The sequence below is a fragment of the Pseudomonas sp. FSL R10-1350 genome (genome assembly GCF_009600525.1).
In the GTDB taxonomy this organism is placed as follows: Bacteria; Pseudomonadota; Gammaproteobacteria; order Pseudomonadales; family Pseudomonadaceae; genus Aquipseudomonas; species Aquipseudomonas helleri.
Genome location: NZ_WIVR01000019.1, coordinates 19581 through 32801 on the forward strand (window position 1 = coordinate 19581; position 13221 = coordinate 32801).

The 13221-nt window shown below is 61.7% G+C and carries 12 protein-coding genes; 1 reads left to right on the forward strand and 11 read right to left on the reverse strand.

The genetic code is table 11. The features are described from left to right. Nucleotides 1-29: 29 nt before the first annotated feature. Complete coding sequence (locus GHO25_RS11140) at nt 30-503, reverse strand: Lrp/AsnC family transcriptional regulator (RefSeq protein ID WP_048388257.1); 474 nt, start codon at nt 501-503, stop codon at nt 30-32. 146 nt (nt 504-649) lie between these two features. On the opposite strand from GHO25_RS11140, the gene GHO25_RS11145 reads away from it, so the two are divergent. Beyond that, entirely contained in the window at nt 650-1270 is a 621-nt protein-coding gene (locus GHO25_RS11145) for a LysE family translocator (protein ID WP_178110066.1), read from the forward strand. Between the two features lie 9 nt (nt 1271-1279). Here the strand turns inward: GHO25_RS11145 and GHO25_RS11150 are convergent, their stop codons facing one another. The 10 genes from GHO25_RS11150 to GHO25_RS11195 form a co-directional block, all read right to left on the reverse strand. Then, entirely contained in the window at nt 1280-2617 is a 1338-nt protein-coding gene (locus GHO25_RS11150; RefSeq protein ID WP_153390793.1) for a serine hydrolase, read from the reverse strand. A gap of 243 nt (nt 2618-2860) precedes the next feature. After that, the gene (locus tag GHO25_RS11155) at nt 2861-3934 is read right to left on the reverse strand and encodes an ABC transporter substrate-binding protein (RefSeq protein ID WP_153328732.1); all 1074 of its coding nucleotides are present in this window, start codon (nt 3932-3934) and stop codon (nt 2861-2863) included. Nucleotides 3935-3964: 30 nt separating this feature from the next. Continuing rightward, complete coding sequence (locus tag GHO25_RS11160) at nt 3965-5023, reverse strand: amidohydrolase family protein (RefSeq protein WP_153390794.1); 1059 nt, start codon at nt 5021-5023, stop codon at nt 3965-3967. 3 nt (nt 5024-5026) lie between these two features. Further along, on the reverse strand, nt 5027-6241 hold the full coding sequence (gene metC, locus GHO25_RS11165; RefSeq protein WP_048373530.1) for a cystathionine beta-lyase: 1215 nt from the start codon (nt 6239-6241) through the stop codon (nt 5027-5029). A 2-nt stretch (nt 6242-6243) separates the two neighbouring features. Further along, on the reverse strand, nt 6244-6981 hold the full coding sequence (locus GHO25_RS11170) for an amino acid ABC transporter ATP-binding protein (RefSeq protein ID WP_153328756.1): 738 nt from the start codon (nt 6979-6981) through the stop codon (nt 6244-6246). Further along, a complete protein-coding gene (locus tag GHO25_RS11175) occupies nt 6978-7781 on the reverse strand; it encodes an amino acid ABC transporter permease (RefSeq protein WP_153390795.1) in 804 nt (267 codons plus the stop codon). Before GHO25_RS11175 ends, GHO25_RS11170 begins: the two co-directional genes overlap by 4 nt. Beyond that, the gene (locus tag GHO25_RS11180; protein ID WP_048373535.1) at nt 7778-8521 is read right to left on the reverse strand and encodes an amino acid ABC transporter permease; all 744 of its coding nucleotides are present in this window, start codon (nt 8519-8521) and stop codon (nt 7778-7780) included. The genes GHO25_RS11175 and GHO25_RS11180 overlap by 4 nt, the downstream gene beginning before the upstream one ends. Next, nucleotides 8518-9393 (reverse strand): transporter substrate-binding domain-containing protein, encoded by an 876-nt coding sequence (locus GHO25_RS11185; protein ID WP_048388217.1) that lies wholly within the window; start codon nt 9391-9393, stop codon nt 8518-8520. The genes GHO25_RS11180 and GHO25_RS11185 overlap by 4 nt, the downstream gene beginning before the upstream one ends. A 46-nt stretch (nt 9394-9439) precedes the next feature. Continuing rightward, complete coding sequence (locus GHO25_RS11190) at nt 9440-10318, reverse strand: hypothetical protein (protein ID WP_153390797.1); 879 nt, start codon at nt 10316-10318, stop codon at nt 9440-9442. Between the two features lie 59 nt (nt 10319-10377). Continuing rightward, nucleotides 10378-13143, reverse strand: a complete 2766-nt coding sequence (locus GHO25_RS11195) for a TonB-dependent receptor (protein ID WP_153390798.1) — start codon at nt 13141-13143, stop codon at nt 10378-10380. Between the last annotated feature and the right edge of the window lie 78 nt (nt 13144-13221).

Genomic DNA, 13221 nt, shown 5'->3' on the forward strand with positions numbered 1-13221 from the left:
TCCGAAACGTGGGCCGTTTTTGAAAGCGGTTAAACCGGTAAATGATTGAGCGGCAGGACAGCCGGCGCCTTGACCGTCTGGATTGCAAAGTTACTGCGAATATCACTGACACCCGGTAACTTGAGCAGCACGCCGGTTAAAAATCGCTCATACCCGCGTAAGTCTGGCACCACAACCTGCAGTAAAAAATCAGATTCTCCTGACACTAAAAAAGCCGAAATCACTTCAGGCAATGCCGTTACAGCGACACGGAACGCCTCCGCCTCATCTTCGTGATGGCGCTCAACCTTGATCCCGATAAACACCGTTAACCCCAAACCGACCTCATCGCGATCCAGATTGGCCTGATATCCGCGAATCACCCCCGCCTCTTCCAGCAACCGAACCCGACGCAAACACGGCGACGCAGACAGGCCAATTTCGTCGGCCAAGTCCACATTGCTCAAGCGCCCGTCACGCTGCAAGGCGTCGAGAATGCGCCGGTCAAAAGCATCCAATTTTATTTTTGGCATATTCAAATTCTTTTGATTATCAAAAAGGTGTTTTCTGCCAAGACTAGACCTTCTTGAGGCTGAATACGCAACCACCTGCGCATGCCTTCCCCCCTAAAATCTTGGCTCACCTGCTATCGAGATGGGTCGCCATGGGGATGTTTCTGATTGCGCTGGTTGTGATTTACCTGATGCCCGGGCCGGACATGATATTGCTGCTGCAAACCGGTGCCCGACATGGGCGTGCATTGGCCCTCAGCACCGCGTTGGGCTTGGGCATTGCCCGGGCCTGCCATGTTTTTCTGGCCGCCGTGGGCTTGGCTGCACTGTTTAAAACAGCGCCCTGGACCTTTGATGGCGTGCGTTTGATCGGCGCAGCCTATTTAGTGTGGCTGGGTGTGCGCATGTTCAAACCCGGAATGCTCACCCACTTGACCCTCGCCACGGGCGTGGTCAAAGAACCTGAATTGACCTGGTCTGGCGCGCTGCGACGTGGCGTGTTGACCAACCTGCTCAACCCCAAGGCCTTGCTGTTTTGCTCGGTGCTGCTGCCGCAATTTATCGACAACCAGGCAGGCACCGTGGGTGCACAGTTTTTTGGCTTGGGCGTGGTACTGGTGATCGTCGGCCTGATGTTTGACAGCCTTTACGCCATGGCCGGGGCCTCGTTGGGTCAATGGCTCAACAACAGCCCCCGGGCACAGCGTGTTCAACAGTGGTTATTTGGCAGCCTGCTGATCGGTTTCGCCTTGCGCCTGGCGTTCGTTCAACAGGCCTGAGCCGCAGGTCTACGGCTGCGGGTGGGCAATCAAGTGCTTGGCCAGCGCCTCGAATGCCGGGATGGTCACCGGGTCGTTTGCCGCGTTGCCGGCAATCGGATTGGACGCATAGCGCACGATCACCATCTCGGCTTTAGGGTCGATGTAGGTGCGCTGCCCATACACACCGCGTGCCATAAAGGCGCCATCGGCGTTGTGCGTCACCCACCACATGTCGCGATAACTGCCACCTTTGAGCAAGTCATAACCGGCTTTGGCAAACGCAGCTTTATCGCCACCTGCGCGAATATCATCCACCACGGCCTTGGGCACGATTTGCTCGCCCAGGTACTGGCCGTTATTGCGGATCATCTCGCCAAACCGCGCCATGTCCCGCAGCCCGGTGTTCAACCCGCCGCCTGCGAACGGTGTACCGATGGAGTCCACAGAGAAGTACGCATCCTGTTCGGCGCCCAGGCGCTGCCAGATTTTTTCTGACAACAGTTGTGCCACGTTTTTCCCGGTGACCCGGGCAATCACCCAGCCCAGCACATCGGTGTTCACCGTTTTATAGGCGAAGGCTTTACCGTGTTCACCCTCGGGTTGCACGGTCTGCAAGTACTCCATGTACGTTTGCGGGCCGGTGTAATCCTTGGGCTTGGGCAGCGGGTTACCCGCCTGTGCGTGCTTCCAGACTTCGGCGTTAGGGTCGGCATAGTCTTCGCTGAATTTAAGCCCGGTGGTCATGTCCAGCACCTGGCGCAACGTCGCGCTGCCAAAGGCGGACTTGGCCAACTCGGGCACGTAATCCGCTACTTTTTTATTGGGATCCAGGGTGCCATCGGCCACCAGCATGGCGCCCATCGTGCCCACCACCGATTTGGTCATGGACATGGCGGCATGCTGGCCTTGGGGGCTCAACACGCCGAAATACCGCTCATAGACAATTTTGCCGCGGTGCAGCACCACAATGCCGTCGGTGTAATTGGCCGCCAGCGACTGTTCCCAGGTCATCGGTTTTTGCCCACCGAGGGGCGTAAACGTCAGGGCATCGATATCGCTGCGCAACGCCTGCGCCAACGGCACGGGCGCGCCCAAGCCACGGGACACATTGGTGGTAGGCATCAGTTGGCGGAAGTTGGAAACGCTCCAGCGCATGGCCGGAAACTTGAAATAACTGCCATCGGCAAACCGTACAATCCGGTCAGGCGGCGGAGGCGCACCGACCATCCAGCCCAGGGTCTTGGGGTCACTGGCGGCGGCATCGGGGTAAATTGTTTTATCGCCCGCACAGGCAATGGACGCTGCCAGGCAAGACAGCACGAACACCACGCTTGTGCGTGCGGGTTTGAACAAATGCTTAAGCATACAAACGCCTCAATAAAGGAACGAGACCCGGCCAAGCGCTGAGTTGATTGTTCCATTACCAACCCATAGCCGCGCACTACCCTGCGGTATGAGAGGTTAGCTTGTATAGCTTCATGTGGCAGTGAACCTGCCTCTGTGGGAGCGGGCTTGCTCGCGATGGTCGTTAACGATGGCGCGTATCCGCTGAGCCCATGAGGCACCCTGAAGACCATCGCGAGCAAGCCCGCTCCCACGCGTTGCAGATTAGTCCTGCAACGACGCGTGCGCCTGTTCCAGGAAGCTAGCATCAGCCCAATCGGTCACGCGGAAGTCGCCTTTGATGTAGCCGTGCTCGCGCAAGAATGTCTTTTTCAACTCCAGTGCAGCGAGGTTTTGTGCCGACAGTTGTGGCACAAAATCACGCCCGTGCAGGGCCGCACGTACCAGCGCCGGGTCACTGTTGAAGGTCACTCGGGTGAACAGTTCAGCGGCAGCGTCCGGGTTGGCGTTGATCCAGCGACCGGCCCGAATCGCGGCGCGCAAGAAGGCCACCACCAGTTCAGGATGCTGGCGGGCGAAGTCAGTATTGACCGCAGTGGTGTACGGCCCGTTGGAGATTTTCAGGGTCCAGTCGGTGTAGCGCTCCAGGTCTTCGATCACTGTGTATTTGCCTGTCGCCACCAGTGATGCGGCGGTGCTGGCCTGTACCAGAATCGCGTCGACGCGGTCATCGGCCAGGGCCTGAATGTCCACCGGCGGCTGACCACGATGAGCTTTGATTTGCGTCCAGAGTTCAACCGGGCGCTGCGACGGTTGCAGGAAACTTGGGTCATCGTCGTCGGCCAGATCCACCCACTGCACCTGCTCGGCGCTCAAACCGGCCAGTTCCAGCACCAGCAGCAAACCGTGCTGGGCCGTGGCGCGGGCGAAGTCGATCTTGTCGTCGTTCTGGCTTTTGAACAGGCCGATGCGCCGTCCGGCCAGATCCTGTACCCGGCGGATCCCGGAACCCGCACGCACCACCACTTGGCCGGCGCGCTGGCTGGCGGTGGTGGCGATCAGCGTGGTGTCGGTCAGATCAGCCTTGGCCCACAGGGTCGGAATCGCTCCGCCATCGCGAAACAGCGGGTTGAACGAGTGACGGTAATGCGGCAACCAGCCGCCATTTTCAGGCAACGAACGCAGGAAGGTGGCCTTGCCACCGGCGCGCTTGAACTCTTCATCCAGCCAACCCAGCTCCACGGCAATATTGGACGCGACCAACACCGGGCAGATGGTGTAGTAGGCCTCTACCGGGTCAGCGACCAGACGCGGTTTTTCATGCAGTACGGTACTCATTGCGACACTCCTTGGGGCAGAGAGGTAGCCTTAGCTACCCAGGGAAATACCTTTGCTGGCCAACAGGCGCTGCCCGTTGCCTCGCAGGATCAACTCGCGCTCGGCCGCCGAAATCGGCGCGGCCAGCACTTGGGCGATACCCGGCGCGATGTCAGGCACCGGGGCATAGTCAGAACCAAACACCAGTTGCTCGGCGCCCAGCACGCGGGTGGCCAGGGCGATGGCCTGGGCACCTCGGCCAGCGGCGCCGGTGTCGAATAACAAGCGCTGATAACGCGGGCTGTGGCCGACCGCATCGAAGTGGCCTGGCACCTGGCTGAGTTCCACCAGGTTGGCGATGATGCCGGCGCCGCCGAGCATGGCGATTTGCACCGTGACGTCGGGGTAGCGGTCCAGCAGGTCGCTGTGGGCCAAGGTGATGGTGGCCGAGGCAAACTGCCAGGCGATGTCCAGCACCCGCCGTGCTTCGATGGCGTCACTGTGCAACAACACCGGCGGCTGGCCCGGCACCTGCGGGTGGGCGTAACCGGTGTGCAAATAAATATGGCTGCCCAGCTCCTGGGCTTTGGCCAGCAACGGCTCAAAGCGGCTGGCGGCGGCCAGGCTGGCGAAGGCATTCACCGGCAACACTGCACCGATCAGCCCCAGCTCTTCATGGGCGCGCTGCAACTCGCCCACCGACCACTGAATGTCCGAGGTCGACAACGCCGCCACTGCGCTGAGCCGCGTCGGGTACTGGCGCACCACGCCCGCCAGTTCATTGTTGTAGTCGCGCCACAAGCCCAACGATTCGCTGGCAGACAGCGCTGCGTCGATGCCCAGAGTGGTCGGCCAGGACAGCAATTGATGCGCCACCCCGACCTGATCGAAATGCTCGATGCGCGCGTCCAGATCAAACCAGTGGTTGCCCAGCGCAAACGGTTGGGCCGTGGCGCCAGCGCCGGCGCGATGCAAATGGGGTGCGCCATCGGCGCCCGGTAAAAGGCGCGGGCTGCTCTGGCGCTCACTCAAAAAGCGCAGCGAGCTGGGTGAAAACCAATGGCTGTGCAGGTCGATCACGCCCTGCACGGGAGCTTGGGTCTGGCTCATGGTTCAGGCCTCTTCAGGTGAAAAGTGATGGGCAATACCGGCCAGCCCCTGATCGAGATCGGCGATCAAATCGTCCACCGCTTCAAGGCCGACATGAATGCGAAACAGCACGCCCGGCACCTGCCACGGCGTGACCGCCCGCTGCGGTGTCTGGCGGCCAATCAAGCTCTCGAAGCCGCCCCAGCTGGCGCCCATGGCAAACAGTTGGAGGCTGTCGAGGAAGGCATTGACTGCTTCATCGGGCAGCGGCTTGAGCACGAACGCAAACAGGCCTGACGAGCCCAAAAAGTCACGCTTCCAGATCTCATGCCCGGGGCTGCCGGGCAGCGCCGGGTGGCGCACTTCAAGCACCTCGCTGCGTTGCTGCAGCCAGTGCGCCACGCGCAGCGCCGACTGTTGATGCTGACGCAGGCGCACGCCCAGAGTGCGCAGGCCGCGCAGGCCCAGATACGCATCGTCGGCGCTGGCGATATAACCGAGGTCGCGCACCACTGAACGCACCTGGGCATAGAGCGGCTGGGTGGTCACGATGACGCCGAGCATCGCGTCGGAATGGCCCACCAGGTACTTGGTGGCCGCGTGAATGGAGATATCCACACCATGCTCAAAAGCCCGGAAGAACAGCGGCGTGGCCCAGGTGTTGTCCATCAACACCAGCGCGCCGTGGGCATGGGCGGCCCTGGCGATAGCCGGGATGTCCTGGACTTCAAAGGTGGTGGAACCCGGCGCCTCGACAAACACTACCTTGGTGTTGGGGCGCAGTTGGCCGGCGATGTCGGCGCCCAGCTCAGGGTCGAAATAGGTGGTTTCAATGCCATAGCGCGACAGCACGTCGTCGAAGACTTTGCGCGCATGCCAATAACAATTGTCGGTGACCAGCACGTGGTCACCGGCCTTGGCCACGGCCAGCACTGCGCCGGTGATTGCTGCCAGCCCCGACGGCATGATCAGCCCGCGATAGCCGCCTTCCAGCTCGGCCACCGCATCTTCAAACGCTGCGGTGGTGGGGTTGCCGTTGCGCCCGTAGGCATTGCCACGAAACTCCGGATCGGCCGACTTGCGCCGGAATTCGGCGAGCGCCTGGGTGTTTTCCCAGACGTAAGTCGACACGCGATAAACCGGGGTGTTGACCGTGCCCTCGTGGCTCGCCGGATTACGCCCCAAATGGGTCAGCTGGGTGTCGGCCAGCCAATGACTACGCGATTCTCTTGTGGACATCTTCACAGTACTCGTTCGAGGAAACGTTGGGTTCGGGGGTCGGCGGGGCGGCTGAAAATCAACTCGGGGTCGCCCTTTTCGACGATTCGCCCGCCATCGGTGAAATACACCGTGTCGGCGATTTCGCGAGCGAAGCGCATCTCGTGGGTGACGATCAGGCAGGTCATGCCGCTGGCGGCAACATCGCGGATGGTGTTGAGCACTTCCTTGACCGTCTCCGGGTCGAGGGCCGCGGTCACTTCGTCAAACATCATCACGTCGGGGCGCATCGCCAGGCTGCGGGCAATCGCCACGCGCTGCTGCTGGCCGCCGGACAACTGCCCGGGGAAGGCACCCTGTTTGTTTTCCAGACGCACCTTGGCCAGCAGCTCAATGGCGTACGCCTCAGCCTCTTGTCGGGACTGGCCGAGCACTTGAATCGGCGCCAGGGTGATGTTGTCCAGCACGCTGAGGTGCGGGAACAGGTTGTAGCTTTGAAAGATCATGCCGACGTGGCGGCGCAGGCCGGGCACGTCGAGTTGCGGGTCGTCTACGCGGATCCCGCAGACCTCGATGCGCCCGCTGTCCACCGGGGTCAAGGCATTGAGGGTGCGCAACAGGGTGGACTTGCCCGAGCCGGACGGGCCAATCAGGCAGGCGATTTCCGAGCGCCGAACCGACAGTGAAATGCCCTGCAAAATGGGCTGGTCACCGTAGGATTTGTACACGTCCTCCAACTGGATTTGCAGCGGCTGGCTCATGAGTACAGGCTCCATTTGCGCTCCAGGTACCGTGAGTAACGGGAGATCGGGTAGATGTAGATAAAGAAGGCGACGAACACGTAGAGGTAGGCGGGCAGCAGCAGGTCCGGGCGGGTCTGGCCGGTGAGGCGCAGTTGCAGGCTGGTCATCAGTTCTTCTACGCCCATCAAATTGGCCAGCGAGGTGGCCATGGTCACGGCGCAGTACAGGCTCATCCACGGCGGCACCATGCTGCGCAGGGCCTGGGGCAGAATCACCAGGCGCAGGCTTTTGCGCCGGGGCAGCGCCAGCGAGGCGGCGGCTTCCCACTGGGCCACGGGGATCGAACGAATGCCGCCACGCACGATCTCCGACACGTAACCGCTGCCCGCCAAACCGAGCCCGAGGGCGGCCTTGAGCCAATCAGGAATCTGCCACCAGCGGTCCAGCGCCTGGAACTCAAACGGCAGCAGGTTCATCACCAAAAACACCACCACCAGCCACGGCGCATTGCGCAGCAATTGAGTCAGCAGCACCGCCACCTGACGCAACCCGCGATGCAGCGAAACCTGCAAGCACCCCAGCAGCGTGCCGAACACCGTCGCTGCCAGCATCGCCACCACGCCCATCAGAATGTTCAGGGCAAAACCGCGGGCCAGCGCGGGCGTCCAGTTCAGCAACAGCGCAATGATGTCGCGATAGGCCCAAGCCACCGCCCCCACGCCAACACCCGCCGCCAGCCACAACACGCCCAGCGCGATAAAGCGCGAGGCGTTGAGCGGTGGGCGGATGCGTTGAGACAACAGAGTCAAAGGGCTCATCGGCTGTGATACCCCGGCAGACGAAAACGTGCTTCGATCCGCGACATCAGCAAGGCACAGCCACCGAGCAGGATGAAGTACATGAGCAGCAACACCTGCATCATCTCGGCGACGTTGAAGTTGTCAGTCCAGATGCGGTTGCAGGCGTAGAGCAACTCCGGCACTGCGATGGCGTAGGCCACCGAGGTGGACTTGACCGCCTGCGCCAGGCTGTTGCCCAACGCGGGCAAACTGTTGCGCAGCGCCAGCGGCAAGATCAGGTGGCGAAACAGTTTGCGCCCGTGCAAGCCCAAGGCTTGCGCGGCCTCGATGGTCGAGCGCGGCACGGCGTCGATGCTGCCGCGCAGCGCCTCGATCTGGAAGGCGCCCGAGTGCAGCCCGAGCACAATGACTGCCCACTGGAAGTTACCGATCATGCGCACCGCATGGCCGTCGGCGTCCTCGACCATCGGCAACAGCGAACCCAGGCCGAAATAGAAGAAGTACAACTGAGCCAGCAAGGGCGTATTACGAAACAGCTCGACATAGGCGGTGACCGCCTGACGCACTGGCCGCCACGGTGAAGACTTCAACGCCACGCCCAGCACGCCGATCACCAGCGACAGCAGCACGCTGGCAATCGCCAGGCCCAGGGTGAAACCCAGCCCCAACAGAAAACGCTGGGCGTCTGTCGGGTCCCAGAGAATACTCAGGTGAAAGCCCTGGCCTTCAAGCCACGGTCGCACATAGCGTTCAATCACTGGCCTGCACTCCCCTGCGCATAACGGGCGTGCTGCTCGGCCACCCAAGGGTTGGCTTCGATGCCGTATTTTTTCTCAAGCTCGATGATCAGCCCCGAGCGATGCCAGCCTTCAACCACTTTGCCGAGCAAGGCTTGCAGCTCAGGTTGGCCCTTGCGCAGGGCGATGCCCCAAGGGGCGGCATCCTGGCTGGGCAACTTGATTTCGTAGTCTTGCCAGTTCGGGTCTTTGGCCAGCTCGCGGTAGAACACGTCATCGGCAAGGGTGCCCAGGCAACGCCCGTCGGCCACGGCTTTGCGCACTTCGGCGTTGCCGGTGTAAGAGGCAAAACGTACGCCGTAGCGTTCCTCGTAAGGGCGCACCCAGACGCTGGCAGGGTTGGAGCACAGCACCTTGCCGCGCAGATCTTCCCAGTGTTCGAGGCGAGTGGTTTTGGGGGCGAAAACCGTGGCCGCCGAGCTGTAATAACCCGGCTCGACAAAGTCCACTTCCCGGCGACGGCTCGGGGTGTCCAGCAGCGAGGTCACCAGCAGTTCACAGCGCCCCTGATTGAGGAACGCCAAGCGGTTGACCGGGGTGACCAACACCAGTTGCAGGCCCAGGTCCTTGCCGGTGGCCTGCTGAAGCTGGTGTTGCAGATCCAGCACCAGGTCGTAGATCAGGCCGCTGTGGTTGCCCTCGGCATCGATGAACTTGAAAGGCGGGAATTCCTCGCCGGTGCAAACACTCAGGCTGCCACGGGACACCGCCCGCTCCAGCAGCACCTCGGCCTGTGCCACGCTCCAGCCGAGCAGTGCCAACAGGCCAAGACTCAGGCGCAGCAGCGTGCGGCGAACGGATAAAAACTCGAGTACAGCGCACACCTGGTGCATGTTGAGGCCCTCGCTAAAGAAGTGGGTGAAGGTGAGTTGCCGAGGGTTAGCCCGCCGCAAGCTCGGCGGGGTCCAGGCGCACGACCGTGGCATACCCGGCGCGGGCGAGGCGCTCGGCGACCACTTCCACAGGCTCGGCGTCGCCGATCAGCACCAGCACTTGATGCGTGTCCGCAGGCAGCCCGGCAGGCAAAACCGCGCCCTCGGCGCTGCTCACAGACACTGCTGCGGGCCATTCGCCGGGCAATTGCACGGCGTGGTCCACCGCGAAAAAGGCCAGCGGTTTGGCCTGTTGAGCCTCGACGACTTGCGCCAGTGACACCTGCTGTACCCCCAGGCTCAGCGGGCCACGGTTGTTCACGTCGTACGCTTCGCTGTCCGGGCCACGAAACACCGGCGCGCCACGGTTTTCTGGGCCATCGACGCCGATGCCGTAGATGTGCAGGTGAACGGCCAGCTCATCGCCGTCGACCTGAATGGTGTGGTAATCGCCTGCGGGCATGTACAGCACATCCCCCGCCACGATCGAGTGCTCGCCGCGCTTGCGCAGCTTGCCTTTGCCCGGCTCCGAGCCATCGTCGATACGCTCAAACAGCACGTTGTGTTCGTTGCCGGAGACCCCGGCAATCAGCGCCCACGACGGGTGCCGATGCGGTGCATTGCTGGCGCGTGCTTTACCCACCAGCACGTACAAAGCGTTGCGCCGGTCGGCGTCTTCGCCCAAGCGGTAGAAGCCGCTGGCCAGCTCGCTGCGAAACGGATACTGCTCAGTCGGGAACAATTCGGGCTGTGCGGCGAGATTGCGTAACGCCTCGCGGGCGGCGTCGATCTGCTCGGCAGTGTTGTGCTCGGCGCCCAGGCCTGCGGCCCGTACAGCGTCGAGGGTGTGGCGAACGGCGGTGGCACGTTGATGAATCAAAGACATAACTCAGGCTCCATGCATCACCGTCCGATCGGCTCGGACGGCGCATTGAAAAGGGGGCGTCAGAACTTCACGTTGAGGTTGGCGTAGTAATAAGCGCCTTCGTATCCGCCGGGTGACAGCAGCGAGTAAACGGTCCGGCTGTTGGTGTTCAGCCGCTGTTTGTTGACCTTGTCCGGGAAGCTGTCAAAGATGTTGTTGCCACCCACATCCACCCGTACGTTCTTGGTCACCTGGTAGCTGACGCTGGCGTCGGTCACCCATTGGGCGCCGAACGTCTGGTCGTATCCGGGGCGTGGCGGCTTCTGTGCATCGGCCGATTTGAACTCACCAAAACGTGTTTCTGAGATGCGCAGGCCCCAGTCGCCGTAGCTGTAATGCGCGGTCAGGTTGAGTTTGGAGCTGGGCGCGGCGTCGGTGATCAGGTACTCCGTCTCGCGGTTGACCAACACCGCCTTGGGGTTGATGGCCAGCAACTGCGAAGGCGTTTGCGGCAGCTTGAGAATTTCGGTGTCGTTCCAGTTGTAACCGCCGCTGAAGGCCAACCGACCGTATTGCTTGAGGTCGAACACGTAGTTGCCCACCACGTCGACGCCTTTGGTTTTGGTGTCCAGGCCGTTGGTGCAAAAGCTCGCCGCGCTCACGTCATAGCCCAGAGGGTTGAGGAAACCGCCGAGGTTGGTCTGGTTCTCGGACAGGGTGACGCGGTCACGCAACTTGATCTGATAAACATCCACAGTCAGCGATGCATTGGGCAACGGGGTGAACACCGCGCCCAACGAGAAGTTGGTCGACTTCTCGGGCTTGAGGTCTTGCGCGCCAAGCAGACGCGCAACCGGGTGGTCGACCGGGAAGGTACGGCTGTCGTACATCACGCTGCCGTTCCAGGTGCTCTGGGTGTACGAGTGGCCGATCTGCCCAAGACTGGGGGCGCGAAAACCCGTGTTGGCAGTGGCGCGCAACGCAAACATCGGGTTGAACTCATAGCGCGCCGACACCTTGCCGGTGCGGGTCGAACCGAAGTCGGAATATTTTTCGTAGCGTGCCGCTACGCCCATTTGCAGCTTTTCGGTCAGGTTGTTTTCCAGGCTGACATACAGCGCCTTGACGTTGCGGTCGTAGCTGCCGGCATCTCCGGGCTGGTAACCGGGGAAGCTCTGCGAGCCGACGCCCGCACGCACGTCATAACCCGGCGCCGCAGGGCCAAAGCCTGCGTTGGGATTAGGGCCCGGGTCTACACCAGGACCACGGCGCGGCACGTCGGTGAACTCGTAAGGCCCACGGGCCCAAGACTGATACTCACCGGCGTTAACGTCATAGTTTTCCTTGCGCCAGGCCGCCCCCGCAGCGAGGGTCACGGGGAAGTCCGTGAGTGACCATTGCAGATCCTTGACGTAATCGAGGGTCAGGCTGGTCTGGTCGGAGGTATACCCGCCGGCGTGAAAACGGCGCTGGCTGTCGGGGCCAAATGAAGGGTTGATGGAGTTGTTGAGGATGTATTCGATGTCACTGCGCCCGTAGCTGGCGGCCAAATCGAACTTGCCGATATCGTCGTCGCCGAAGCGCGAACCGAAGGTGGCCTCGTAGTCTTCGCTTTTGAGGTCCAGCCACGGCTGGAAGCCTTCCGGGTACACCGACAGCCAGTTACGGCCTTGCTGGTCATACGGGTAGCGATAGGCGTTTTGCGAATGGCTGATGCGGTGCCCGTAGGTGGCGAAGCCATAGAGCTGCACCTGGTCGGTCACGCTGCTTTCGGCGTTGAGCGCCAGGTTGTAATCATCCAGCGCGGGGGAGCCGGTGGCGTATTCACGATTGGCTGTGGCTTCGCGCGGGTCGTTGGCATTCCAGAAGTACACGCTGTCATCGGTCTTGCCGCTGGGGTAGGTGCGCTTCTTGTTGCTCCAGTCGCCGCTCAGAGTGAGGAAACCATCCCCCGGCAAGGTGAAGCCTTTCCAGGTCTCAACGTTTTTGCTGAAGCCATCGCCTTTGGTGAACTTGCCCATCGTCGTGTTGACTTCGCCGCCGCTGTCGCGCTCCTTGAGCACCACGTTGATCACCCCGGCAATCGCGTCCGAACCGTATTGCGCCGACGCACCGTCACGCAGTACTTCGACGCGCTCGATGGCGCTGATCGGGATGGTGTTGAGGTCGGCGGCGTTCGAGCCGCGACCAAAAAACGGTTTGTTGTTCACGAAGGCCGAAACGTGCCGGCGCTTGCCGTTAATCAGCACCAGCGTCTGGTCAGGCGACAACCCACGCAAGGCGGCAGCCCGGAAGCTCGACAAGCCATCCACGCCGTTAACCAGCGGGTAGTTGAACGACGGCACCAGCGCTTGCAGGGCCTGGCTCAAGTTGGTGAAGCCGGTTTCCTGAATAGCGTTGGCGCTGATGGTGTCGACTGGCGAAGAACTTTGCAGCGCGGTCAGGTCAGTGCGTCGGGTCCCCACCACCACGACCTGATCCAGTTGCGGTGGCACCTGCGCTGCCGAAGGCGCCAGGGCATAAATCACAAAGCTGCCCTGGGCGGTCTGGCGTGCGGCCAGCCCCGAGCCTTCGAGCAGCTTGTTAAGGGCTTGTTCCACAGACAGGCTGCCGCGCACCGAACGGCCCTGCTTACCCGCCACCAATGCCTGGGGCGCCAGCACGTTGGTGCCGGTTTGTTCCGCCAGTTGGTTGAGTGCTTGTTGCAGAGGTTGTGCGGGCAGGTCGATGCTCTGCGCCACGGTGACAGCGTCACCGGCTTGCGGCGCGGCGTAGGCGACACTCCCGAACAGAAGACCACCAGACAGAATCGCAGTACTTAACAGCGTTAATTGAGGTTGAAACATTTATGAGCTCCCTGGCCATCATTTGTGGTCCTCGAAACAAATGACGTCCAGGTCGCGAACAGCCTCAGGTTATAAAAC

Coding starts and splice junctions, on each gene's coding strand:
- GHO25_RS11170 (WP_153328756.1), bottom strand. CDS start 6,981: ATGAGCCAGCCGCTGCAAATCCAGTTGGAGGACGTGTACAAATCCTAC.
- GHO25_RS11150 (WP_153390793.1), bottom strand. CDS start 2,617: ATGCTTAAGCATTTGTTCAAACCCGCACGCACAAGCGTGGTGTTCGTG.
- GHO25_RS11195 (WP_153390798.1), bottom strand. CDS start 13,143: ATGTTTCAACCTCAATTAACGCTGTTAAGTACTGCGATTCTGTCTGGT.
- metC (WP_048373530.1), bottom strand. CDS start 6,241: ATGTCCACAAGAGAATCGCGTAGTCATTGGCTGGCCGACACCCAGCTG.
- GHO25_RS11145 (WP_178110066.1), top strand. CDS start 650: ATGTTTCTGATTGCGCTGGTTGTGATTTACCTGATGCCCGGGCCGGAC.
- GHO25_RS11160 (WP_153390794.1), bottom strand. CDS start 5,023: ATGAGCCAGACCCAAGCTCCCGTGCAGGGCGTGATCGACCTGCACAGC.
- GHO25_RS11190 (WP_153390797.1), bottom strand. CDS start 10,318: ATGTCTTTGATTCATCAACGTGCCACCGCCGTTCGCCACACCCTCGAC.
- GHO25_RS11175 (WP_153390795.1), bottom strand. CDS start 7,781: ATGAGCCCTTTGACTCTGTTGTCTCAACGCATCCGCCCACCGCTCAAC.
- GHO25_RS11155 (WP_153328732.1), bottom strand. CDS start 3,934: ATGAGTACCGTACTGCATGAAAAACCGCGTCTGGTCGCTGACCCGGTA.
- GHO25_RS11185 (WP_048388217.1), bottom strand. CDS start 9,393: ATGCACCAGGTGTGCGCTGTACTCGAGTTTTTATCCGTTCGCCGCACG.